This is a genomic window from Streptomyces roseofulvus (assembly GCF_039534915.1).
In the GTDB taxonomy this organism is placed as follows: domain Bacteria; phylum Actinomycetota; class Actinomycetes; order Streptomycetales; family Streptomycetaceae; genus Streptomyces; species Streptomyces roseofulvus.
On the sequence record NZ_BAAAWE010000001.1, the window covers coordinates 6,646,958 to 6,667,674 of the forward strand.

Below are 20,717 nucleotides of genomic sequence, written 5' to 3' on the forward strand. Positions count from 1 at the left end.
CCGGGTGCGAGAGGAGCGGGTTCCGCCGGCACGTCCCTGCCCCGGAACCCGCTCCTCGCCCGCTTCCGCCGCCTCCTGAGGGAGGAGGGAGACGACGTTGAGGGGCATACCCGTACCGGTATGCCCCTCAACGTCGTGCGCGACCGCCTACGTGCGGCGAGGCGGCCCCGTCGACCCCCTCGGCGTCAGGGACGGGGTGGGCACTTGGAGGGAGCCGGCGCGGGTCCCTTCGATCACCCCGAACAGGGTCCGGGCGACCTCCTCGCCGAAGTGGTGGACGTCGTGGCTCATCGCGGACATCGGCGGATGCGTCAGCCGGCACAGCTGCGAGTCGTCCCAGGCGAGGAGGGAGACGTCGTCGGGGACCGAGAGGCCCATCTCGGAGGCGACCGCCGCTCCGGCGACGGCCATGATGTCGTTGTCGTACAGGATCGCCGTCGGCCGGTCCGGCGACATCAGGAGGCTGCGGGTGGCCCGCGCGCCCTCCTCCCCGACGAAGCCGGTGGCCACCTGCCGCCGTCCGTCCAGGCCCAGTTCGGCCATGGTCGCCTCGAAGGCGGCGGCTCGGATGCCGCTGTGGCCGAGGCCGGCGGGCCCGCCGACCCGGGCGATCCGCCGGTGGCCGAGGGCCGCCAGGTAGCGCACGGCCTCGGCCGCCGCGGAGGCGTCGTCCGTCCAGACGGACGGGAAGCCACCGGTCAGGGACGGGTGGCCGACGGCCACCGCGGGCATGCCGAGCGCCCGCAGTGGTGGGATGCGCGGGTCGTCCCGGTGGAAGTCGACGAGGATCGCCCCGCCGACCGTCCTGCTGCGCCACCACTCCCGGTAGAGGTCGCTCTCCTCGGCCAGGTCGCGGACCAGGCGGAGGAGGAGGGAGCAGGAGCGCTCGGCGAGGACGTCCTCGATGCCGGAGATGAACTCCATGTAGAAGGGTTCGAGGCCGAGGAGCCGGGCGGGGCGGCAGATCGCCAGGCCGATGATGCCCGTCCGCCGGCCGGAGAGGTTCCGCGCCGTCTGGTTCGGGCTCCAGCCGAGCTCCTCGGCGGCCGTGAAGATGCGCTCCCGGGTCGCCGGGGACACCCCGGGCCGGTTGTTGAAGGCGAGGGAGACGGCGCCTTTGGACACCCCGGCCCGCGCGGCGACATCGGTGATCGTGACGCGCGGGCCGGGGAGACGGGGGGAAGGGGCGCTCACGCCGCTCCCACGCTGAACAGGGCCGCCCGTACGGCTTCCGGGTCGTCGCCCGCCCAGCCGCGCACCGTGATCCGGACCTCCTCGCCCGGCAGAAGCGTGACCAGTCCGCGGTCGGCGCTCGCCCGCGGGGCGAGGCGGTCGGCCTGGAGCAGGAGGTCGCGCACGATGGTGCGGGCGGTGACGGTCACGACCGAGTCGCCGTCGCCCGCCGGTTCGACCAGGACGTCGTAGATGGGCGCAGGGTAGGCGAACTCCTTCTCGTACACGGGGAGATGGACCGCACGCAGACCGTCCGTGTCGGCGACCAGGAGCTCCTTCGCCGAGGCCGCGTCCGGAAGCAGCGCGCCCGGGACGTCCAGCCGCACCACCGTCCGCGCGGCGGCCTCCACCTCCAGCGCGGCCTCCTTCACCACGGTGCCGTCGGCGGCGACGCGGCGCAGGGTGACGGTGGTGCGCCAGGTGGTGCCGGACTGGTTGTCGACGGCGAGGACCGGACCGTCCGCGGTGGGCACGAGGCTGAGGAGCCGGTCGGCGTAGACGCGGCGCAGCTCGTGGTAGAGCGGCTTGAGGTGTCCGTCGCCGTCGATGGCGGCCCAACTGCTGACCGGCCAGCAGTCGTTGAGCTGCCAGACGACGGTGCCCGCGCAGACCGGCCAGTGGGAGCGCCAGTGCTCGATGCCGGCGGCGACGGCGCGGGCCTGGACGACCTGGGCGAGGTAGTGCCAGCGGTCGAAGTCGTCCTCGGGCAGGCCGAAGTGGCGGTCGATGCCGCGGTTCAGCTTGCCGTTGCCGTCCTCGGCCTTCTGGTGGTGCAGCATGCCGGGGGAGTCGGGGGCCAGGTCCTCGCCGGGCAGGGCGCGCCGCAGGGTGCTGATCGCGGACGGGGCCTGCCAGCCGAACTCGGCGCAGAAGCGGGGGACGTCGGCGCGGTACTCGGCGTAGTCCTGCCGGTTCCATACCTCCCAGGAGTGGTGGGTGCCGTGCCGGGGGTCGTTGGGGTGGTGGTCCCAGGAGCCTGACCAGGGGCTGCCGGCCGTGTAGGGGCGGGTCGGGTCGAGTTCGGCGACGATCCGGGGCAGGATCCCGAGGTAGTAGCCCTCGCCCCAGGAGTCGCCGGCGAGCGGTACCTCCCAGTCCCAGTCGCGGAAGCCCCACAGGTTCTCGTTGTTGCCGTTCCACAGGACGAGGCTGGGGTGCGGCATCAGCCGGACAACGTTGTCGCGTGCTTCGGCCTCCACCTCTCCCCGCAGCGGCTGCTCCTCGGGGTAGGCGGCGCAGGCGAAGAGGAAGTCCTGCCAGACCATCAGGCCCAGCTCGTCGCAGACGTCGTAGAAGGCGTCGTCCTCGTAGATCCCGCCGCCCCAGATGCGGACGAGGTCGATGTTGGCCTCGGCGGCCTGGGTGAGACGGGCGCGGTAGCGCTCGGGGGTGACGCGGGACGGCAGGACGTCGTCGGGGATCCAGTTGACGCCGCGCGCGAAGATCCGCGTGCCGTTGACGACGAAGGTGAAGCCGGTGCCGTGCTCGTCGGCGGAGCGGTCGACGGTGACGGTGCGGAAGCCGATCCGCCGCGACCAGGAGTCGAGCGGTGCGCCGTCCTCGTCCAGGAGGTCGACGTCGAGCCCGTACAGCGGTTGGGCACCGTAGCCCCGGGGCCACCACAGCTGCGGCTCCGGCACCTCCAGGCGGAGCACGGTCTCCGTGCCCGCGAAGGAGGTCTCGGCGACCACGCCGGCGACCGTGGCGCGCAGGATGAGCGGGCGGTCCGTGCCGCTCGCGGTCCGGGCGGCCCGGACGCGCAGCTCGACGTGGCCGGTGGGGCCGTCGAGGGTGACCAGCGGGCGGACCTCCGCGAGCCGGGCGGTCGACCAGCGCTCGATCCGCACCGGCCGCCACATGCCGGCGGTGACCACGGTCGGGCCCCAGTCCCAGCCGAAGGAGCAGGCCATCTTGCGGATGTACTGGAACGGCTCGGGGTAGACGTTCGGGCGGTCGCCGGTGAGCGCGCGGACCCGCTCGGCCTCGTCGTACGCCGAGTCGAAGCGCACCTCCAGGCGGCCGGCCCGCCCCGTCACGTCGAAGCGGTGGGTGCGGTGCATGTTCCGGGTCGCGCCGAGCGACTCGCCGTCGACCAGGACCTCCGCGGCGGTGTCCAGTCCCTCGAAGACCAGCTCGCTCCGCTCGTGCCCGCCGTCGGCGGCGGTGAGTTCGGTCTCGTACGACCACGAGCGGCGCCCGACCCAGGCGGTCTCCGTCTCGTTCAGTCCGAGGAACGGGTCCGGGATCACCCCGGCGGCGAGCAGGTCGGTGTGGACACAACCGGGCACCTGTGCGGGGAGCAGCGCGTCCTCGTGGCGCAGGCTCCACCCCTCGTGCAGTCGGGTGACGTCCTTCATGGTGTGCGGCTCCAATCGCCTGGCAGCGGGCGGGATGCGTGTACGGGCCGACAAGCTAGCCGTACATTCACTTAACTGTCCATGAACCGGTGAAGCTCAGGCAGGGATGAGGGAGAGCGGATCGAGTGCGTGACGTCATCGGACCCGCACATGTCGACTGCTCCGAGTAACGATTGGGCATCACGCTGGAAATCAGCACTTTACCGGTTCACAGCTGGCTGACATAGTGCCGTCATCCCACCGATGACCTGAGCCGTGACTTTGAAGGAGTTGGGCCATGGGGAACACGAAGACGACCGCGCTCTCGGGCGCTGTGCTGGCCGCCGTGATGCTCGCGCTGTCGGCGTGCGGCGGCGGAGGTGGTGGTGCCACCGGAGAGGTGGCCGCCCCGCCGTCCGACCCGAAGGAGGTCTCGGGCGAGATCAAGGTCCTCACGCAGCGGACCGACCTGGTGCAGAACGGGACGCTCCAGAAGTACGCGGCGGAGTTCAACAAGATCTACCCCAAGGTGAAGGTGAAGTTCGACGGCATCACCGACTACGAGGGGGAGGTGAAGATCCGCATGAACACCAACGCGTACGGTGACGTGCTCCTCATCCCCGGCGCGGTGGCCAAGAGCGACTACCCGAAGTTCTTCGCGCCCCTCGGCACCACCGCCGAGCTGTCGAAGTACCGCTTCAGCGACAAGGCCGAGGTGGACGGCAAGGTCTACGGCATCGCCCAGTTCGGCACCGCCAACGGCTTCGTCTACAACAAGAAGCTCTGGAAGCGGGCCGGCGTGACCGCGTGGCCGAAGACCCCGGACGAGTTCCTGGCGGGCCTGAAGGCGGTGAAGGAGAAGACCGGCGCCACGCCGTACTACACCAACTTCAAGGACGGCTGGCCGATGGTCCAGTGGACCAGCAACCTCGGCGTCGTCGGCTGCGACGCCCAGGCGAGCAACGCGCTTGCCGGCCCGGTCTCGCCCTGGAAGGCCGGGGGCGAGCTCAACACCATCGACACCCTCCTGTACGACATCGTGAAGCAGGGCCTGTCGGAGAAGGACCCGACCACCACCAACTGGGAGACCTCCAAGGCGTTCCTCGGTGGGGGTGAGATCGCCACGATGATGCTCGGTTCCTGGTCGATCACGCAGATGCAGGACGCGGCGAAGAAGGCCGGTGGCACGCCGGAGGACATCGGCTTCATGCCCTTCCCGATCCAGAAGGACGGCAAGCACTGCGCCGGCCTGGTGTCCGACTACCAGCAGGCCGTGAGCGTCCACTCGCACAACAAGCCCGCGGCGCGTGCCTGGGTGGACTGGTTCACCGAGAAGTCCGGCTTCGCGGAGAAGGAGGGCGTGGTCTCCGCGGTGAAGTCCGCCCCGATGCCCGCCACGCTGAAGGAGTTCGTTGACAACGATGTCAGATTCTTCGACCGCTCCGAGGCGAAGACCGCGGCCGTCAACGACATCGACGAGGCGGCCGAGATCGGCCTCAACAAGCCGGACTACCGCCAGAAGCTGATCGACACGGCCCGCGGCGCCGCCAAGGGCAGCCTGGAGGACTTCTTCGCTGACCTCGACAAGAGGTGGGACGAGGCGGCGAAGACCGTCGGTAGCTGATACCGGCGGAGTGGCCCCGGCCGCACGACACCGGCCGGGGCCCCTGGACCTTCCGCAGCCGCGGACACGAAAGGCCGACATGACCCAGACCACCGACACCGCACCAGAGGGCGCCGCCATGACAGGGCGATCCAGCACGGACAAGGCCGAGGCCGACACGCTAGGGAGGCGGTCTCGCCCGGCGGGCCGCCGGCGCGGCCCCACCGCCGGCCGGACGAGATCCTGGCGTGATTCGCCGCTGCGGCGGATCACGCCCTGGCTCTTCCTGGCGGCCCCGCTCGCCCTGCTGATCACGTTCACCTACGTCCCCGTCGCGAGCATGATCTCGTACAGCTTCACCGACTGGGACGGCGTGAGCCCGGACCGGGAGTACGTGGGATTCGACAACTACGTCCGGATCTTCACCCGTCCCGAGTTCTTCCGCGTCTTCTTCGTCAGCGGCTACTACCTCGCGGCGTCCGTGGTCCAGATCGCCGTCGCCCTGTACTTCGCGGTGATCCTCAGCTTCAACCTGCGGTTCCGCAGCTTCTTCAAGGGGATCCTCTTCTTCCCCTACCTGATCAACGGCGTCGCGATCGGCTTCGTCTTCCTGTACTTCTTCCAGGACGGCGGCACCCTCGACTCCGTGCTCGCCTGGCTCGGCGTGACCTCCGACCATCCCTGGCTCGGTGACCCGACCTCCGCGAACGTCTCCCTCGCGGGCGTCTCCGTCTGGCGCTTCACCGGACTGAACTTCGTCCTCTTCCTCGGCGCGATCCAGTCGATCCCGGGCGAGCTGTACGAGGCGGCGGAGCTCGACGGGGCGGGGAAGTGGAAGCAGTTCCGGCACATCATCGCCCCCAGCATCAAGCCCGTCATCAGCCTCAGCGCGATCCTGGCGATCTCCGGCTCGCTGTCGGTCTTCGAGATCCCCTACATCATGACCGGCGGCGCCACCGGCACCCAGACCTTCGTGATCCAGACGATCAAACTCGCCTTCCAGTTCAACAAGACCGGCCTGGCCTCGGCCGCGGCCGTGGTGCTGCTCCTGATCATCCTGCTGATCACCTGGATCCAGCGCCGGCTCGTGCCCGACGACAAGGTGGACCTCGTATGACCTCCTCCGACCTCACCCCCGCCACCATGGAAGGGCCGCGCAGCTCCCGCCGTCGGCTGCCCGTCGGAGGCGCCCTGACCTACCTGTCGCTGATCGTGGCCTCCGCGGTCGTCCTGATCCCGCTGGCCGTCGTCTTCCTCACCTCGCTCAAGACGTCGGAGGAGGTCGGCTCGGGCGGTGCGCTCTCCCTGCCCGGGAACTGGTTCAACTTCGAGAACTACGTCACCGCGTTCAACGACGGCAAGATGCTGACGGCGTTCGGGAACACCGCGTTCATCCTCGTCTTCTCGATCGGCGGGACGGTGATCATCGGCTCCATGACCGCGTACGCCGTCGACCGCTTCGACTTCCGCGGCAAGAAGCTCGTCATGGCCGGCTTCCTGATCGCCACCCTCGTCCCCAGCGTCACCACCCAGGTCGCGACCTTCCAGGTGATCAACAGCTTCAGCCTCGTCGACACCCGCTGGGCCCCGATCCTGCTCTACATGGGTACCGACATCGTCTCGGTCTACATCTTCCTGCAGTTCATCCGGGGCATCCCCGTCTCGCTGGACGAAGCCGCCCGGCTCGACGGGGCCAACGCCTTCACCATCTACCGGAAGATCATCTTCCCGCTGCTCAAGCCCGCGATCGCGACCGTCGTCATCATCAAGGGGATCACCACCTACAACGACTTCTACATCCCCTTCCTCTACATGCACTCCGAGGACCTGGGGACGATCTCCACCGCGCTCTTCCGCTTCAAGGGACCCTTCGGGGCGCACTGGGAAGCCATCTCGGCCGGCGCGATCCTCGTCATCGTCCCCACGCTGGTGGTCTTCCTGCTCCTCCAGCGCTGGATCTACAACGGCTTCGCCCAGGGAGCCACCAAGTAGCGGTGCCAAGAGGCGGGGGCCGGGCCGTACGGGGGAGCGGACCGGCTCCCGTACGGTCTCCCCGTGGACGGGCGGTCAGCGGCGGCCGGGCTCCGGCGGCGGAGCCGTACTGCCCCGGGGCACGAAGTGCGCGTACCCCTCGCGGATGCTGTCGATGTCCTCCCCGTCGATCTGGGCGAGCAGCGCGGTCGCGGAGCGGGCCCCGTACGCCGGGATGTCGCGGCTGACGGCCGACAGCGTCGGGCGCACCACCTGCGTCAGCGGCGACTCGTCCCAGGCCACCACCGACAGGTCGGCGGGGATCGACAGGCTCAGTTCCTGGGCCACGGACAGCGCGGCGACCGCCATGATGTCGTTGTCGAACACGATCGCCGTCGGCCGCTCGGGGGCGATCAGCAGGGCCCGCGCGGCCCGCGCGCCCTCGTCCCCGGTGTAGTCGGTGTGCACCACGGTCGCCGCGGGGACGCCTGCCTCCCGGCAGACCTCCGCGAGCGCGGCGTCGCGGACGGCGGTGTGCGCGAGCGCGGCGGGGCCCGCCACCCGCGCGATCCGCCGGTGTCCCAGCGCCGCCAGGTAGCGCACGATCTCGCGCACGCTCTCGCCGTCGTCCGACCAGACGGCCGGCAGTCCCCCGGCGACGTCCGGCGGCCCGATGGCCACCGCGGGCAGCCCCATCTCCCGCACCGCGCCGACCCGGTCGTCATCGGTCTGCAGGTCCATGAGGAAGACGCCGTCGACCCGCCGCTCGCCCCACCAGCGCCGGCAGATCTCGATCTCCTGCTCCTGGTCCGTCACCATCTGGAGCATCAGCGCGTACGCGTGCTCGGCGAGCACCGTCTCCACGCCGCTGATGAACTCCATGAAGAACGGCTCGACCCCCAGTGTCCGTGCCGGCCGCCGGACCACCAGCCCGACCGCCTGCGCACGCCCGCCGGTCAGCGCCCGGGCGGCGCTGTTCGGGCGCCAGCCCAGCTCCTCGGCGATGCTCTTGATCGAGGCTCGGGTGGCCTCCGACACTCCGGGCTGGTCGTTGAGCGCGTACGAGACCGCCACCTTCGACACTCCCGCCCGACGTGCGATGTCCGCCATCGTCGGCCGTTTCACTGCCACCCCAGCTCCATCCTGAACCCTCGACACCCCGACCCTACCGCCAGGACGCGCCGCGGGCGGTTCCTCCACTCCCTCCCGACGAAAGGGAACCCAGGAGCAGGTCCTCCCGCGCCGTTCCACGGGCGGGACGGGTGGGGCCGACGGCCCTCCTCCTCGCGGTCGTCCTGGCCCTCGCCGGCCTCCTCGCCGCCCGCCCCGCACCCGCCGTCGCCGATGACGCCGACTCCTTCGTCACCCGCTGCGGTATCCGCTTCTGCCTCGACGGCAGGGAGTACTTCATCGCCGGCGCCAACGCCTACGACATGTTCACCTTCGGGTCGGGATCCGGTGACACCGAGACCCGGTACATGGACAAGGCCCGCATCGACGCCCATGTCGCCCGCATGGTGGCCGACGGCGTCGACGTCGCCCTCGTCTGGATGTTCAGCCACGAGAGCTGGCACGGCTTCGAGGAGCGCGAGGGCGAGTTCAACGAGCAGCAGTACGCCGCCTTCGACTACGTCATCGAGTCGGCGAAGGCCCACGGCCTGCGCCTGATCCCCGTCTTCGAGAACTACTGGGAGGCGTACGGGGGCATCGACACCCGCCTGCGCTGGGAGGGCCTCTCCGGCGGCGGTCCGGCCCGCGCCGCCTTCTTCGACCAGAACCGCTGCCCGGGCTGCTTCACCTCGTACAAGAACTCCGTCTCCCACGCCCTCAACCGCACCAACCACTACAGCGGCGTGAAGTACAAGGACGAGCCGGCGATCTTCGCCTGGGAGCTCATGAACGAGCCCCGCTACGAGGGCCAGAGCGCCGCCGAGAACGTCGACGGCACGACCCTGCGGGCCTGGGTCGACGAGATGGGCGCCTTCGTGAAGTCCATCGACCCGAACCACCTCCTCGGCGCCGGGACCGAGGGCCACGGCACGAAGTACGGCTTCGGCGGCGACTCGGGCAACCCCTTCGTCCACACCCAGAAGTCCCCGTACATCGATTTCGCCTCCGCCCACCCCTACCCGACCGAGCACTGGGCGGACCTGAGCATCGAGGAGACCAAGGATCTCGTCCGCGCCTGGATCCGCGACTCCCACGAGGTCGTCGGCAAGCCCTTCTTCATGGGCGAGTTCAATGTCCACAACGTCGATCGCGCCCTGTGGTGGCGGGAGATCTACACCGCATTCGAAGAGGCGGGCGGCGACGGCAGCGCCTTGTGGTGGTACCAGGACCGCGGCATCGACGGGAAGTTCGGCGTCTCCCAGGGCGCGTCCGAACTCGCCGTCTTCCACGCCCACTCCGATCGCATGGCCGCGAAGAGCGGCCTCCCCGGCTCCACGCCGTCTCCTACCCCGACCGACCCGGCCACGCCGCCACCCCCCGTCCGACGGACCCCACGACCCCGCCCACGACTCCGTCCACCACCCCCGCCCCCACCGGCTGCGCCGTCACCTACACGCTCTCCGACTGGGGCGCCACCTTCAACGGCAGCGTGACGATCCGCAACACCGGCTCCACCCCCGTCGGAGGCTGGCAGCTCGTCTTCGCCTTCCCCGGTGACCAGCCTTCACCCAGATGTGGAACGCCGTACCCGCCCAGGACGGCCGGACCGTCACCGCGAGCAACCCGTCCGGCTACAACGTCACCATCGCCCCGGGAGCCGACGTGGACTTCGGTTTCAGCGGCACGCCGGTGGCCGGCACCAACGGGGCGCCGGCCGCGTTCACCCTCAACGGGAAGACCTGCGCGACCGCCTGACCGCACACACCGCAGTGAAGGGTGCCCGCACACGCGGGCACCCCGCTTCGGCATCTCCGCACTCGATGCCCTCCACGGGCGTTTCCGCTCCCGGGCTTCTCCGGTACCGCGGTCCTCCGGCCCGAGACCCCGGACCGGGGCGGACCAGCGAGGGGCCACGGTGGTTTAACCAGGGTTTCGCAAATCTTCCGAGCGTCCCCGCCGGCGCTGGAATCGAGGGGCCCGCGCGCCGCATGCTTCTACGAGAGCACGCCGCCGTCCTCGCCCCAGGAGGACTCCGGCCGTCCCACGGCCGCGGATCCGGGCCGCCTCGTACGCGTCGGGCCTCCGCCCCTGGCCCACGCGCCGCCACCGGACGCGTGCCACGGCGAGAGGCGCGGCCGGCCCCGACGAAGGAAGCCCGCAGAAACCATGAATCACAGTCCGCTCGACCACCGTTACCGGGGCGAACACCCGATCCGTACGGTCCACTACCTCTTCCGGCCCGACCGGACACGGCTCGCCGGGGCCGTCGCGGTCTTCTTCGCCAAGCACGCGCCCGTCTGGCTGCTCCCACCGGTGACGGCGAACGTCATCGACGTCGTCGTCGAGCACCGGCCGATCGCCGAACTGTGGTGGAACTGCGCCGTGATGCTCACGGTTCTCCTCCTGAACCCACCCCTGCACCTGCTGTACGTCCGCTGGACGCACGGGGCGATCCGCCGACTCGGCCGCGACCTGAGGTCCGCCCTCGTGACCCGGATGCAGCAGCTCTCCATCGGCTTCCACAGCCGCACCAGCTCGTCCGTGCTGCACGCCAAGGTGGTCCGGGACGTCGAGACGCTGGAGACGGGACTCCAGCAGACCGCGGACAACGGCCTCACGGCCGTCGCGACCCTGGCGGGCGGCCTCGCCGTCATCGCCGTCGTCACCCCGCTCTTCCTGCCGGTCTTCCTCGTCCTCGTCCCCGTCGCCGTGCTGCTGATCGGCGCCCTTCGCGCGAGGCTGGGCGAGGGGAACACCTCGTACCGCCGCTCGGTCGAGCGCATGTCCGCCTCCGTCAGCGACATGACCACCCTCATCCCCATCACCCGCGCCCACGCCCTGGAGCGCACGGCCCTGGGCCGCGTCGGACGCGAGCTCGACCGGGTGCAGCGGGAGGGGACGCGGCTCGACCTGCTCAACGCCCGCTTCGGCTCCCTGTCCTGGGTCGTCTTCAACGGACTCGGCACGGCCTGCCTCGCGGGCGCGGCGCTCGTCGCGTACTACGGGTGGACGTCGGTGACCCCGGGCGAGGTCGTCATGCTCAGCGCCTACTTCTCCACCCTCACCGGCGCCGTCACGAGCCTGCTCGCGCTGGCCCCCGTCGTGGGCAAGGGAGTGGAGTCCCTCAAGTCCGTCGGCGAGGTCCTCCAGGCGCCCGACCTGGAGGTCAACGACGGCAAGCGGAGGGTGGACGCGGTCGCCGGGGCGTTCCGCTTCGAGGGCGCGGGCCTCACGCACGGGGGCGGCGACGAGCCCGCCCTGCGCGACGTGGACCTGGACGTGCCGGTCGGCACCACCCTCGCGATCGTCGGCGGCTCCGGCGCGGGGAAGTCCACCCTGCTCAACCTGGTGCTCGGCTTCCACCGCCCCACGGCGGGCCGGGTCCTCCTGGACGGCCAGGACATGGCCGACCTCGACCTGCGGAGCTTCCGCAGGTTCGTCTCCGTCGTCCCCCAGGAGTCCGTCCTCTTCGAGGGGAGCGTCCGGGAGAACATCACGTACGGGATGGAGCGCGTCGACGAGGAGACGCTGCGGCGCGCCCTGCGCGACGCCAACGCCGCCGAGTTCGTCGACGCGCTGCCGGACGGCCTCGACACCGTGGTCGGTGAGCGCGGCACCCGGCTCTCGGGCGGCCAGCGCCAGCGGCTCGCCATCGCCCGCGCCCTCATCCGCGACCCCCGGGTGCTGGTGCTCGACGAGGCCACGTCGGCGCTCGACGCCCGCTCCGAGGCGCAGGTCCAGGAGGCGCTCGGGCGTCTCGTCGCCGGCCGGACGGTCTTCGTCGTGGCGCACCGCCTCTCCACCATCAGGCGGGCCGACCGCATCGTGGTGCTGGAGCGGGGGCGGGTGGTGGAGTCCGGAAGCCACCGGGAACTGCTCGGCCGCGACTCGGCCTACGCGCGCCTGCAGGCGACCCAGCTGGCCTGATCCGGAGTACGACGCGGGACGCCCTCCCGCCGTTCGGGACGGGAGGGCGCCTTTCGGGGAGCGGTCAGCGGTCGGCGGCGCTGCCGCGTACGACGCAGGAGCGCTGGTTCTCCCAGCCCCAGCCGTCGCCGTCGGGGTCGGAGGAGGAGCCGTTGACGCAGTACGGGTAGCCGTTCGGGGCGGTGCCGCCGGTGTTGCCGCCGCCCGAGCCGGTGTCGGCGGCGCTGCCGCGTACGACGCAGGAGCGCTGGTTCTCCCAGCCCCAGCCGTCGCCGTCGGGGTCGGAGGAGGAGCCGTTGACGCAGTACGGGTAGCCGTTCGGGGCCGTACCGCCTTCGTTGCCGCCACCCTCGTTGCCGCCGCCTCCGAAGATCGTGGCGCGGGTGGAAGTGGTGGATATGCCGTCGGCGCCGTTGAAGAACCGGTTGCCCCAGGCGGTGAGGGAGCCCGCGTCGAAGCCGTTGACCATGTCGAGGTACTCGACGCCACTGCCGTTGCCGCTCCAGGACCAGCCGAGGTAGCCGACGCGCAGCGAGCGGGCGGTCGCCATGATGGCGTTCTCGTCGGGGTTGCCGTCGCTGTGGTTGTCGCCGAACTCGCCCACCACGATGGGCAGTTTGTTGGTCACGAAGTGGTTCAGGTAGCCCTGGACCTCGGCGGCCGTGTCGTACACGCCGTACATGTGGATGGAGAAGATCGTGTTGCGGCGCGGGTCGGCGGCGAAGACCGAGGCCGCGTTGGAGCGCATGGTGTTCGACCAGTCCTGACCCCAATTGGGGGCGTCGACCATGAGCGCGTTCTCGATGCCGGCGCTCCGGAGCTTCACGATCGCGTTCTTGGTCGCGTCGGTCCAGGCGGTGTAACCGCTGTTGCCGTAGGGCTCGTTGCCGATGTTGACGACGACGTAGTCCTCCTGGCCCTGGAGGGCGCCCTTGATGCCCACCCAGTAGTCGGCGGCCTGAGCGAGGGACGCGGCGGCGCCGTCCTCCCCGTAACCGGTGGTGTCGTGCACCTCCAGGACGCAGATGACCTTGGCGGCCTTGCAGTCGCCGATGATCGAGGACACCTGCGAGGCGCTCGTCTCCGTCCAGCGGTCGCCGCTGGAGAGCACGACGCGGACGGTGTTGGCGCCCTTGGCGGAGATGTCCGCGATGGCCCCGGTCTCGGTCGGGTACCAGGTGTGCGCGTGGTTGACCCCGCGCATCACGAACTCGGTGCCGTTGGCCTCGTAGATCCGGCCGTCGCTGACGTGGATGCCGCCCTCGGCGGCCTGGGCGGCTCCGGCGGTGCCGAAGACGGGCAGCAGCAGGCCCGCGATGCCGGCGAGGGCGCTGCCGGCGGCCGTGAGCCACGTCCTGCGCGGTGACTTGGTCATGCCTCTCCTCGTGAGAAATGGGGGAAGGAGCCCCGTTCGCGCAGAACTCCGATGACGACGTGGACAACGTTGTCATCGGAGTTCGATGACCGAGCCGCTGGTCTGCTAGCCGGGGGTGTGCACCATGAGGCACCCGGGGCCTGATCTGTGTCAAGCGTGAAGGACGTTTTGGTGACGAGGAGAGAGATGGTGGAGTCGGTTCAGCAAAATTGAGCTGAACGTTCGGGCGCTCTTGTGGATCTGTTGCCGATTGCCGGCTGCGCGTCCACTGAATCGCGATATGCAGAGCTGAACCGCCGGGGCTGCCCGCACGCGTATGCACGACGTCGTGAGACGGGCGGAAGCCGGAAGCCGGAACCACCACTGGCCTTCGGCGCGGACCATCACGACGGGTTCGCCCTCGACCGCGGCCGGTGGTGGTCTCCAGGACGGCAGGGCCGGGCCATCCCGGAGCCGGCATCGGTCGCCAGCCACAGGCGGATGATCCCCGTCCCCACCTGTCTGCCCCGAAGTCACCTGGCCGCACGGAAATCAGCGGATGCGGCCGGTCGGCGGTGGCCAGGTACGGGCCGCGAGAAGACGGCCTTGCCGCACACGGCGTCCCAGGTCGGGGAAGGGCCACCGGAATCCGTCCGGGAAACAGGTTCGCCTTTTTCCGAAGATTCTTCCGGGACCGTTGAACGGGTCTGGAAATGAGCCGAGAGACGGCCGACCCGATACATGGATCACGGGACGGGAACGAGTCCGTTCAGGGATCAGATCAGATCCGCAATCCGGCCAAGAAACTGATCAGAAAACCGATCGGGGATCCGCCCCGTCCCGGCGGAGCAGGTGTCGGCCCGTTCAGTGCTGCGGGGAGCGGAGGGTGAGCAGGGTGATCTCGCTGGGGGCGAAGACGCGGAAGGGTGGGCCCCAGAAGCCGGTGCCGCGGCTGGTGTAGAGGAGGGTGCGGGCGCCGTGGTGGCTCAGGCCGGCGACGGCGGGCTGGTCGATGCGGACCAGGTGGTGGAAGGGCCAGATCTGGCCGCCGTGGGTGTGGCCGGAGAGCTGGAGGTCGATGCCGGCGGCCGCTGCCTGGTCGACGAACTTGGGCTGGTGGGCCAGGAGCAGCACGGGCAGGTCGGGATCGGCGCCCTGGAGGGCTCCGGCGAGGTGGGCGCGGTGGCCCGCGAGCCCGGAGGACTCGGCGGTGACGTCGTCCACGCCGGCGACCACGAGGATGTCGCCTCCGTTTTCCAACAGCAGATGGCGGTTGCGGAGCGGCTGCCAGCCCAGCTCGTCCATCAGGTCGACCCAGCCCTGGGCCTCGCTGTAGTACTCGTGGTTGCCGGTGACGTACACACGGGCCCGGGTCGCCCGCACGGTGCCGAGCGGTGCGGCCTGGGCGCGGCGGCGTTCGGCTGTGCCGTCCGCGATGTCACCGGTGTGGCAGACCAGGTCGGCCTCCAGGGTGTTCACCGTCTCGCACACCCGTGCCGACCAGCGGGCGCGGTCCAGGGGGCCGTAGTGGGTGTCGGTGACGAGGGCGACGCGGAAGCCGTCGAGGCCGGGACCCAGCCGCGGGAGCCGTACGTCGAGTCGGCGTACGCGGGGAACGCGGCGGGCCTCGGCGTACCCCCAGGCGAGCAGGACGGCGGTGACGCCGAGGACGGCCCAGGCGACGATCCGGGCCCGGTCCTGGCTCTCTCCGACGCCGGCCACGGTCAGGACGAGCCGTAGGAGGACGCCGAGCAGGACGGACCAGGTGAACAGGATCCAGCTCGCGCCCAGCAGGGTGTCGCCGACGATCGCCGCCCGGTCCTGCTGACGCCGTCCGTGGCCGCGCGCCATCGCGAACGGCATCCCGACGAGACCGAGGACGAGCAGGGCGGTGCCGAGCAGGGTGGCGGGCAGCGGCCAGTTCTGGCCGCCGTGCAGGAGCACCCAGCAGGGCACGGCGAACAGGAGGACCGGGGCGATCAGGGGGACGTAACGCATCAGGCGCTGCAGCCGGCTCTGCCGCCGCAGGGGCGCTTCACCCTCGGTGGGACGGGTGTCGCTGGTGTCGGTCACGCTTGCCTCGAAGTCCGGCAGCTCGACGGCGAACCGCTGCTCCTGATGTGGGCCGCCCCGGCCGACGGCAGCGGCCCCGAGGCGGTCGAGGACGTCCTGCGCGCCGAGATCGTCGACGGCGGGATCACGCGCCTGAGCTGGTACTACTTCTGCCCGGGCGTCCTCGTCGAGGTCGGCGACCGGCTGGACGTGCCCGTCCGAACCCACGGCCACCTCGTGTGACGAGTGTGGGCACCGTTCTTGCCTTGCCTCAGATAACAGGGCCGACGCGTGGTTACTGCCGTCCTGCGGCGGCACCTTTGGGCCCGTGCCGATCTGGAGCGCCGCACCGCAGGCACAGCGCCCGCCGGCGAGCTTCTGGATGCGGCGGTGGGCCGCTCGGGCCACCCGTTCCAGTCGGAGGTTCTCGGTGTCCATCGCGTAGTGCACATGAACGGCCTGCTCGCCGCAGTACACGACGTCGACCATCTCGGGCTCGTCGTAGGCCGCTTCGATCAGAGCCGTCTTGACCGGAAAGAAGGCGCCCTGGGCGACGGCGGCCGCGACCAGTCGGTCGCCCTCCTTTCCCAGCGGCACGGCGGCGGGGTCACCGGCACTGAACTCCTCACGCTGGCTGTCCCCCCACGCCCGGGTCGTCTCGACGAGCTCGTCCTCAGGACGCTCGGCGAGGTGCCGGTGGACACAGTAGGGGATCGAGTGAGCCGAGACCGGCCCGGAGTCGCAGCCCGGGACGCGGCACCGCTCGGTGACGTAGTCGTCCTGAGTGAGGACCATCTCGAAGCGGCGGCCGCAGCACGCCACGATCAGGGAGTGGAAGCCGTTACGGGACTCCAGCTCCAGCTCGGTGGACCTGCTGGCGGGCGCTGGCAAGCCGAGAGGCAGCATGACGGTCGAGTACGGCACCGGCCCGCCCAGCGGGGTGAAGTCGAACATCTCCGTTGCCCGTTCGGGGTCGACGACCGGGTGCTGGCCGGTCCAGTCGGGCGAGGGCCCGCACGCGGTGAGCAACTTCCCCAGGGTGAACGTCCCGGGCCGGCCTTCGGCCTGGGTGGCCTTGCGGAGTTTGGCGGTGTACTTGCCCCCGGTCTCACGCTGGGCTTGCCGGGCGCGCTGGGCGCGCCGGTGTTCTGGTGACGCGGCATCGGTCTTCTCCGGACTCGACGGGCATGCTCACGCTGCCCGTCGACGCAGAGGAACGGCGTCGGGGCGACGCGGGCCCCGAAGGACCTTGGCCGATTGCGGGAGACGGCGTGGGCGTCGTTCTGCGGCGGGTGGCGGTGCGCGTCCAGCCGAAGGCACCGTAGCGCAACGGCCGGAGGTCACGCTGCGAGCCGCTCCATCTGGTCGTGGCAACCGATCGGCCGCGAATTCTCAGCGGCCAGGTCATCGATGGGCTCGGCCTGATGCGCGCCCTCCAGGCACGGAGTTGATCTGGCTCCTGGGCGTGGCCGGAGGCCGCATCGGCCTTGCAGGCCGGCACGAGTAATGAGCATCGGGACGCCGGACGGCAGTGCCCCATGGGGAGGAGCCGGACGAAGTCGGAAATCAGACAGTGGGCGTCCGCGTTGCCGCGTAACGTGCATCCATGTTCACGTACGAGCCGCCGGTTCCGGCGGACCAGCTCCGGAAACTTCCCACTCGGGATGCCGCGCTTCTCCTGCTACAGAACCTTGCCAAAGGCGGCGGCGATCTTCAGTACGCCGGGATGATAGGCGGTGCCCGCATGGCCTTCCAGGAGGAGAGGGACGTCGACCTGCTGACAAACCGGCTGTCCGACGCGTGGAGCTGGCTGGAGGCCCACGCGCTGTTGTCCCGAGTACCGCGCCAGTCCGAGAACTTCCGGCGGCTCTCCCGTGACGGCCGGGAGCTGGCGGCGGACCCGAAGGGCCTGGCCCGGTTCGAAGCCCGCACCCGGCTCGCCGGTCCGCTCCATCCGGACCTGGAGAAGACGGTGCGCACCAACTTCGACCTCGGGGACTACGAGACCGCGTGCTTCGCCGCCATGAAGGCCGTCGAAGTCGCCGTCCGCGACGCCTCTGGGCTCGACAACTCCCTCGTCGGCGTCGCGCTGATGCGCAAGGCGTTCCAACCGCACCAGAACGGCAAGCCCGGCGGCCCGCTGGCCGACGCCGGCGCAGAGGGCGGCGAGCAGGAGGCCGAGTCCGCGCTGTTCGCCGGCGCCATGAGCCGCCACAAGAACCCCTCCAGCCACCGCACCGTCGACTTCGCCGACCCGATCGAGGCGGCCCAAATCATCCAGTTCGCCGACCTGCTGTTGCGCCACGTCGACCGGGCCCGGGCCAGGAACAGCTTACGAGGAGCACTGGAGCCCGCATCGTCCAACCAGCCCGGAGACATGTGGTGACCTGGTGGCTTCCTGCAGTCGTGATTATGGGGTCGGCAGGCGGCGGGCGAGGTCGGGGGCGAGGTCTCGCCGACGGGGGATGCGGCGAGACCTCGCCCTCTCATGTTACGTCGTACATGCCCCGCAGACCTCTTGTCCTGACGGTTTGTTCGCTATGCACACAAACGGGAGATGACTGGTTTGACCTCAGGGTTCGTGGGGGCCGGGGGTGCCACCTGCTCTGATGGGAGCTGCGCGCATCACACAGCCGCGCTGCCGAGTAGCTGGCCGCCCTCTGCTCCGTCCGGGCCTCGAAGTGCTGACTGCCGTGCCCGTGGAAACGACAGTCGGCGCGTTCATCCCTGACCCCCGGGGCCAGCACTGATCGTCTGGACGTGTGCGGCTGTATCAGGCGAAGGCGAAGGGGGTGAGTTCAGCCTCTGCGATGCGCTCACGCGTGAAGAGTGGTGCGACCAGTACCCAATCCTCCTTCGGGGGCGCACCGAATGATGGGTGAAAGGGACTGAACGTCCGGACGCGATCCGGCCTCGTGCCGGTGAAACCTCCCCGGAAGGGGATGCATCGCGATGACAGTCAAGCGCTCCACCCGTCTGACCGCCCTCATGGCCCTGCCCGCGGCCCTCACCCTCGCCGTGGCAGCCCCGGCACTGGCCCATGACACCAACCACGCAGGTCAGCAGACGCAGCACGGCCGGAGCTACAAGGTCGACCTGCGGCAGCTGAACGATTCGGGCGCCCGCGGCACCGCCCAGCTCACCCTGCAGGGCCGCCAGCTCACGGTGAAGATCAACGCCCAGGGTCTGGTCCCCGGCCAGCCCCACGCGCAGCACATCCACGGCTCCACCACCGGGCACGACTTCACCTGCCCCGACGCCAGCGCCGACAAGAACGGCGACGGCATCGTCACCACCGCCGAGGGACTGCCCGCCTACGGGGACATCAACATCTCGCTGACCACCAAGGGCGACACGACCAAGGCCAGCGGACTGGCCGTCGACCGGATGCCGGTCGCGGACAAGAACGGCAACCTGTCCTACTCGCGGACGATCGCCGTCTCCCAGGCCGTCGCCGACAACATCACCCGCCTGCACGTCGTTCAGCACGGCATCGATCCCAATGGCAACGGGGTGTACGACTTCGGCAAGGGCAAGAGCGAACTCGACCCCAAGCTGCCCCAGGAAGCCACCGCCCCCGCCACCTGCGGCACCATCGAAGGCCACTCCGGAGCCTCCATGGGCAAGAACTACTAGCCCTCCGGCAAGAAAGTGACGCCAACGGGCACAGCCGTAAGGGCTGTGGCCGTTCCGCCCGAACGACGGCCTCGGTGGCTACTCGACGCCGAGGCCGTCACCATCCTCGGCTGAAGACCTCGACCGCTTCCGGTTTGCGCGCCGCCTCGGTTGTTCGAGGAGCCCCGTTCGGAGAATCCGGCCTCTCTGCCCGTCGGACGTCTCGCCAGCGCACCCAGGAGAATCCCATGCTTGTTCGTCTCCGCTCCCGCACACCACACATGGTCCTGACGATCGCGGTGCTGTGCATGCTCATCGTCCTCGTCGGCTGCTCCTCCTCCGGAGCGCCCGCGCCCACCTCCCCGTCGCCCTCGGCACCGTCCTCCGCATCGGTCAGCGAAGAGCGCATCGTCATCAAGGACTTCCGCTTCGAGCCGGTCGACCTGGCTGTCGCACCCGGAGCCAGGGTGTCCGTGGTGAACGAGGACTCCGCTCCCCACACCGTGACGGCCAAGGCCGCCGATGCCTTCGGTACCGGCACCGTCAAAGGCGGCGGGACAGCCACGTTCACCGCACCGCCCGCTGCCGGCACGTACCGCTACGTCTGCAGCATCCATCCGTCCATGACCGGCACCCTCACCGTCCGCTGACCCGCGCAGGCCGCGCGGCGTCTCACCATGGAGCGATCCCGTGCACCACGGTCCGATGCGGTCGAACAGCACAGACCGGAAACTGCACGCCGTCGCCCGTCTTCTGGCCGCTGCCGGTCTTACCGCAGACGCCTACCTCCACGCGCGTCTCGCCGAAAGCTACGACGCCGTCAGCGCCACCCTCAGCCAGGGCACCCTCTTCAGGATCGAAGCCGCCACCGCCGCACTCGCGGCGCTGCTGCTCCTTGTCCGGCGCCACCCCCTGGCCGACGCCTTCGCCTGGACCGTCGCCGCCGGCGGACTCGCGGCCCTCCTGCTCTACCGCTACGTCGACGTCGGCGAACTCGGCCCCCTGCCCAAGATGTACGAACCGGCCTGGTTCACTGACAAGAATCTCGTCGTCATCGCCCAAGTGCTCACACTTCTCGCCACCTCAGTGCTCCTTCTCACCCGTGGTCGCCGACGGGGCCACGCCTGACGTCCGGCATACCCGCGTGGCGGGCCCAGAGAATCAGCGGAACCTGGAGGGGAAGCCGAGCGTAGGCGACGGCTCTTGCGGTCGTCGAGCGGTGACGCCAGTCGTAGGCCATCTTGACGTTCGCCGGGAACACTCCGGCGAAGAAGAGGGCGGTCGCGTGGGCGCTCGCCCTTCGGGTCGCCGGCAGCGTGAGACCAGCTGCCAGAGCCAGCTCGACCACGCCGCTGGCCGTGGTCCAGGCCCGGGGGCCACCCGGCAGAGAGCCCGGCACGATGGCGTCGAACTGGCGGGGCGCGGCAAAGTGAGCGAGGCCCGCCGAGGCCATCAGACCGGCGAGCAGAAGCGCGGAACGAGCAGGGGACATGGGGTTCCTTCGGTCAAAAGGGCG

15 protein-coding genes and 1 pseudogene are annotated in these 20,717 nt (G+C 70.2%); 10 read left to right on the forward strand and 6 right to left on the reverse strand.

The genetic code is table 11. The annotated features are described in order from the left end of the window. Positions 1 to 147: 147 nt before the first annotated feature. Positions 148 to 1,194: a LacI family DNA-binding transcriptional regulator gene (locus ABFY03_RS30675; RefSeq protein ID WP_319013190.1), complete on the reverse strand. Its 1,047-nt coding sequence runs from the start codon at positions 1,192 to 1,194 to the stop codon at positions 148 to 150. Beyond that, the gene (locus ABFY03_RS30680) at positions 1,191 to 3,590 is read right to left on the reverse strand and encodes a glycoside hydrolase family 2 protein (RefSeq protein WP_346171332.1); all 2,400 of its coding nucleotides are present in this window, start codon (positions 3,588 to 3,590) and stop codon (positions 1,191 to 1,193) included. Before ABFY03_RS30680 ends, ABFY03_RS30675 begins: the two co-directional genes overlap by 4 nt. 277 nt (positions 3,591 to 3,867) lie before the next feature. Between ABFY03_RS30680 and ABFY03_RS30685 the strand changes: the two genes are divergently transcribed. The 3 genes from ABFY03_RS30685 (at position 3,868) to ABFY03_RS30695 (ending at position 7,164) form a co-directional block, all read left to right on the forward strand. After that, complete coding sequence (locus ABFY03_RS30685) at positions 3,868 to 5,193, forward strand: ABC transporter substrate-binding protein (RefSeq protein WP_346171333.1); 1,326 nt, start codon at positions 3,868 to 3,870, stop codon at positions 5,191 to 5,193. A gap of 118 nt (positions 5,194 to 5,311) precedes the next feature. Next, positions 5,312 to 6,289 (forward strand): carbohydrate ABC transporter permease, encoded by a 978-nt coding sequence (locus ABFY03_RS30690; RefSeq protein ID WP_346172330.1) that lies wholly within the window; start codon positions 5,312 to 5,314, stop codon positions 6,287 to 6,289. Positions 6,290 to 6,315: 26 nt separating this feature from the next. Next, positions 6,316 to 7,164, forward strand: a complete 849-nt coding sequence (locus tag ABFY03_RS30695) for a carbohydrate ABC transporter permease (protein WP_319013642.1) — start codon at positions 6,316 to 6,318, stop codon at positions 7,162 to 7,164. A gap of 75 nt (positions 7,165 to 7,239) precedes the next feature. Here ABFY03_RS30695 and ABFY03_RS30700 read toward each other — a convergent pair whose 3' ends face one another. Continuing rightward, positions 7,240 to 8,268: a LacI family DNA-binding transcriptional regulator gene (locus ABFY03_RS30700; protein ID WP_319013641.1), complete on the reverse strand. Its 1,029-nt coding sequence runs from the start codon at positions 8,266 to 8,268 to the stop codon at positions 7,240 to 7,242. Positions 8,269 to 8,405: 137 nt separating this feature from the next. Here ABFY03_RS30700 and ABFY03_RS30705 point away from each other — a divergent pair, with 137 nt between their 5' ends. From ABFY03_RS30705 to ABFY03_RS30715, 3 genes are all read left to right on the forward strand, one after another. After that, a complete protein-coding gene (locus tag ABFY03_RS30705) occupies positions 8,406 to 9,746 on the forward strand; it encodes a cellulase family glycosylhydrolase (RefSeq protein WP_346171334.1) in 1,341 nt (446 codons plus the stop codon). Between the two features lie 79 nt (positions 9,747 to 9,825). After that, complete coding sequence (locus ABFY03_RS30710; RefSeq protein ID WP_319013186.1) at positions 9,826 to 10,008, forward strand: cellulose binding domain-containing protein; 183 nt, start codon at positions 9,826 to 9,828, stop codon at positions 10,006 to 10,008. 411 nt (positions 10,009 to 10,419) lie between these two features. Continuing rightward, positions 10,420 to 12,180: an ABC transporter ATP-binding protein gene (locus ABFY03_RS30715; RefSeq protein ID WP_319013185.1), complete on the forward strand. Its 1,761-nt coding sequence runs from the start codon at positions 10,420 to 10,422 to the stop codon at positions 12,178 to 12,180. 64 nt (positions 12,181 to 12,244) lie between these two features. Here the strand turns inward: ABFY03_RS30715 and ABFY03_RS30720 are convergent, their stop codons facing one another. Continuing rightward, positions 12,245 to 13,555: a cellulase family glycosylhydrolase gene (locus ABFY03_RS30720; protein WP_346171335.1), complete on the reverse strand. Its 1,311-nt coding sequence runs from the start codon at positions 13,553 to 13,555 to the stop codon at positions 12,245 to 12,247. Positions 13,556 to 14,398: 843 nt separating this feature from the next. After that, on the reverse strand, positions 14,399 to 15,607 hold the full coding sequence (locus tag ABFY03_RS30725; protein WP_346172331.1) for a metallophosphoesterase: 1,209 nt from the start codon (positions 15,605 to 15,607) through the stop codon (positions 14,399 to 14,401). Positions 15,608 to 17,192: 1,585 nt separating this feature from the next. Between ABFY03_RS30725 and ABFY03_RS30730 the strand changes: the two genes are divergently transcribed. The 4 genes and pseudogenes from ABFY03_RS30730 (at position 17,193) to ABFY03_RS30745 (ending at position 20,329) form a co-directional block, all read left to right on the forward strand. After that, positions 17,193 to 17,972: a TIGR02391 family protein gene (locus tag ABFY03_RS30730; protein ID WP_346171336.1), complete on the forward strand. Its 780-nt coding sequence runs from the start codon at positions 17,193 to 17,195 to the stop codon at positions 17,970 to 17,972. Positions 17,973 to 18,538: 566 nt separating this feature from the next. After that, a pseudogene (locus ABFY03_RS30735) lies at positions 18,539 to 19,207 on the forward strand (hypothetical protein); the annotation flags it as partial. A gap of 242 nt (positions 19,208 to 19,449) precedes the next feature. After that, entirely contained in the window at positions 19,450 to 19,851 is a 402-nt protein-coding gene (locus ABFY03_RS30740) for a cupredoxin domain-containing protein (protein WP_346171337.1), read from the forward strand. 40 nt (positions 19,852 to 19,891) lie between these two features. Then, positions 19,892 to 20,329 (forward strand): hypothetical protein, encoded by a 438-nt coding sequence (locus tag ABFY03_RS30745; protein ID WP_319011190.1) that lies wholly within the window; start codon positions 19,892 to 19,894, stop codon positions 20,327 to 20,329. Here ABFY03_RS30745 and ABFY03_RS30750 read toward each other — a convergent pair. Next, the gene (locus ABFY03_RS30750; protein WP_319011189.1) at positions 20,298 to 20,693 is read right to left on the reverse strand and encodes a DoxX family protein; all 396 of its coding nucleotides are present in this window, start codon (positions 20,691 to 20,693) and stop codon (positions 20,298 to 20,300) included. The two genes, ABFY03_RS30745 and ABFY03_RS30750, sit on opposite strands and share 32 nt — an antisense overlap. Between the last annotated feature and the right edge of the window lie 24 nt (positions 20,694 to 20,717).

What these genes read in the sequence shown, in the direction of transcription:
- ABFY03_RS30680 (WP_346171332.1), bottom strand. Translation starts at nt 3,590, where the DNA reads ATGAAGGACGTCACCCGACTGCACGAGGGGTGGAGCCTGCGCCACGAG.
- ABFY03_RS30685 (WP_346171333.1), top strand. Translation starts at nt 3,868, where the DNA reads ATGGGGAACACGAAGACGACCGCGCTCTCGGGCGCTGTGCTGGCCGCC.
- ABFY03_RS30690 (WP_346172330.1), top strand. Translation starts at nt 5,312, where the DNA reads ATGACAGGGCGATCCAGCACGGACAAGGCCGAGGCCGACACGCTAGGG.
- ABFY03_RS30695 (WP_319013642.1), top strand. Translation starts at nt 6,316, where the DNA reads ATGGAAGGGCCGCGCAGCTCCCGCCGTCGGCTGCCCGTCGGAGGCGCC.
- ABFY03_RS30710 (WP_319013186.1), top strand. Translation starts at nt 9,826, where the DNA reads ATGTGGAACGCCGTACCCGCCCAGGACGGCCGGACCGTCACCGCGAGC.
- ABFY03_RS30715 (WP_319013185.1), top strand. Translation starts at nt 10,420, where the DNA reads ATGAATCACAGTCCGCTCGACCACCGTTACCGGGGCGAACACCCGATC.
- ABFY03_RS30720 (WP_346171335.1), bottom strand. Translation starts at nt 13,555, where the DNA reads ATGACCAAGTCACCGCGCAGGACGTGGCTCACGGCCGCCGGCAGCGCC.
- ABFY03_RS30730 (WP_346171336.1), top strand. Translation starts at nt 17,193, where the DNA reads ATGTTCACGTACGAGCCGCCGGTTCCGGCGGACCAGCTCCGGAAACTT.
- ABFY03_RS30740 (WP_346171337.1), top strand. Translation starts at nt 19,450, where the DNA reads ATGCTTGTTCGTCTCCGCTCCCGCACACCACACATGGTCCTGACGATC.
- ABFY03_RS30750 (WP_319011189.1), bottom strand. Translation starts at nt 20,693, where the DNA reads ATGTCCCCTGCTCGTTCCGCGCTTCTGCTCGCCGGTCTGATGGCCTCG.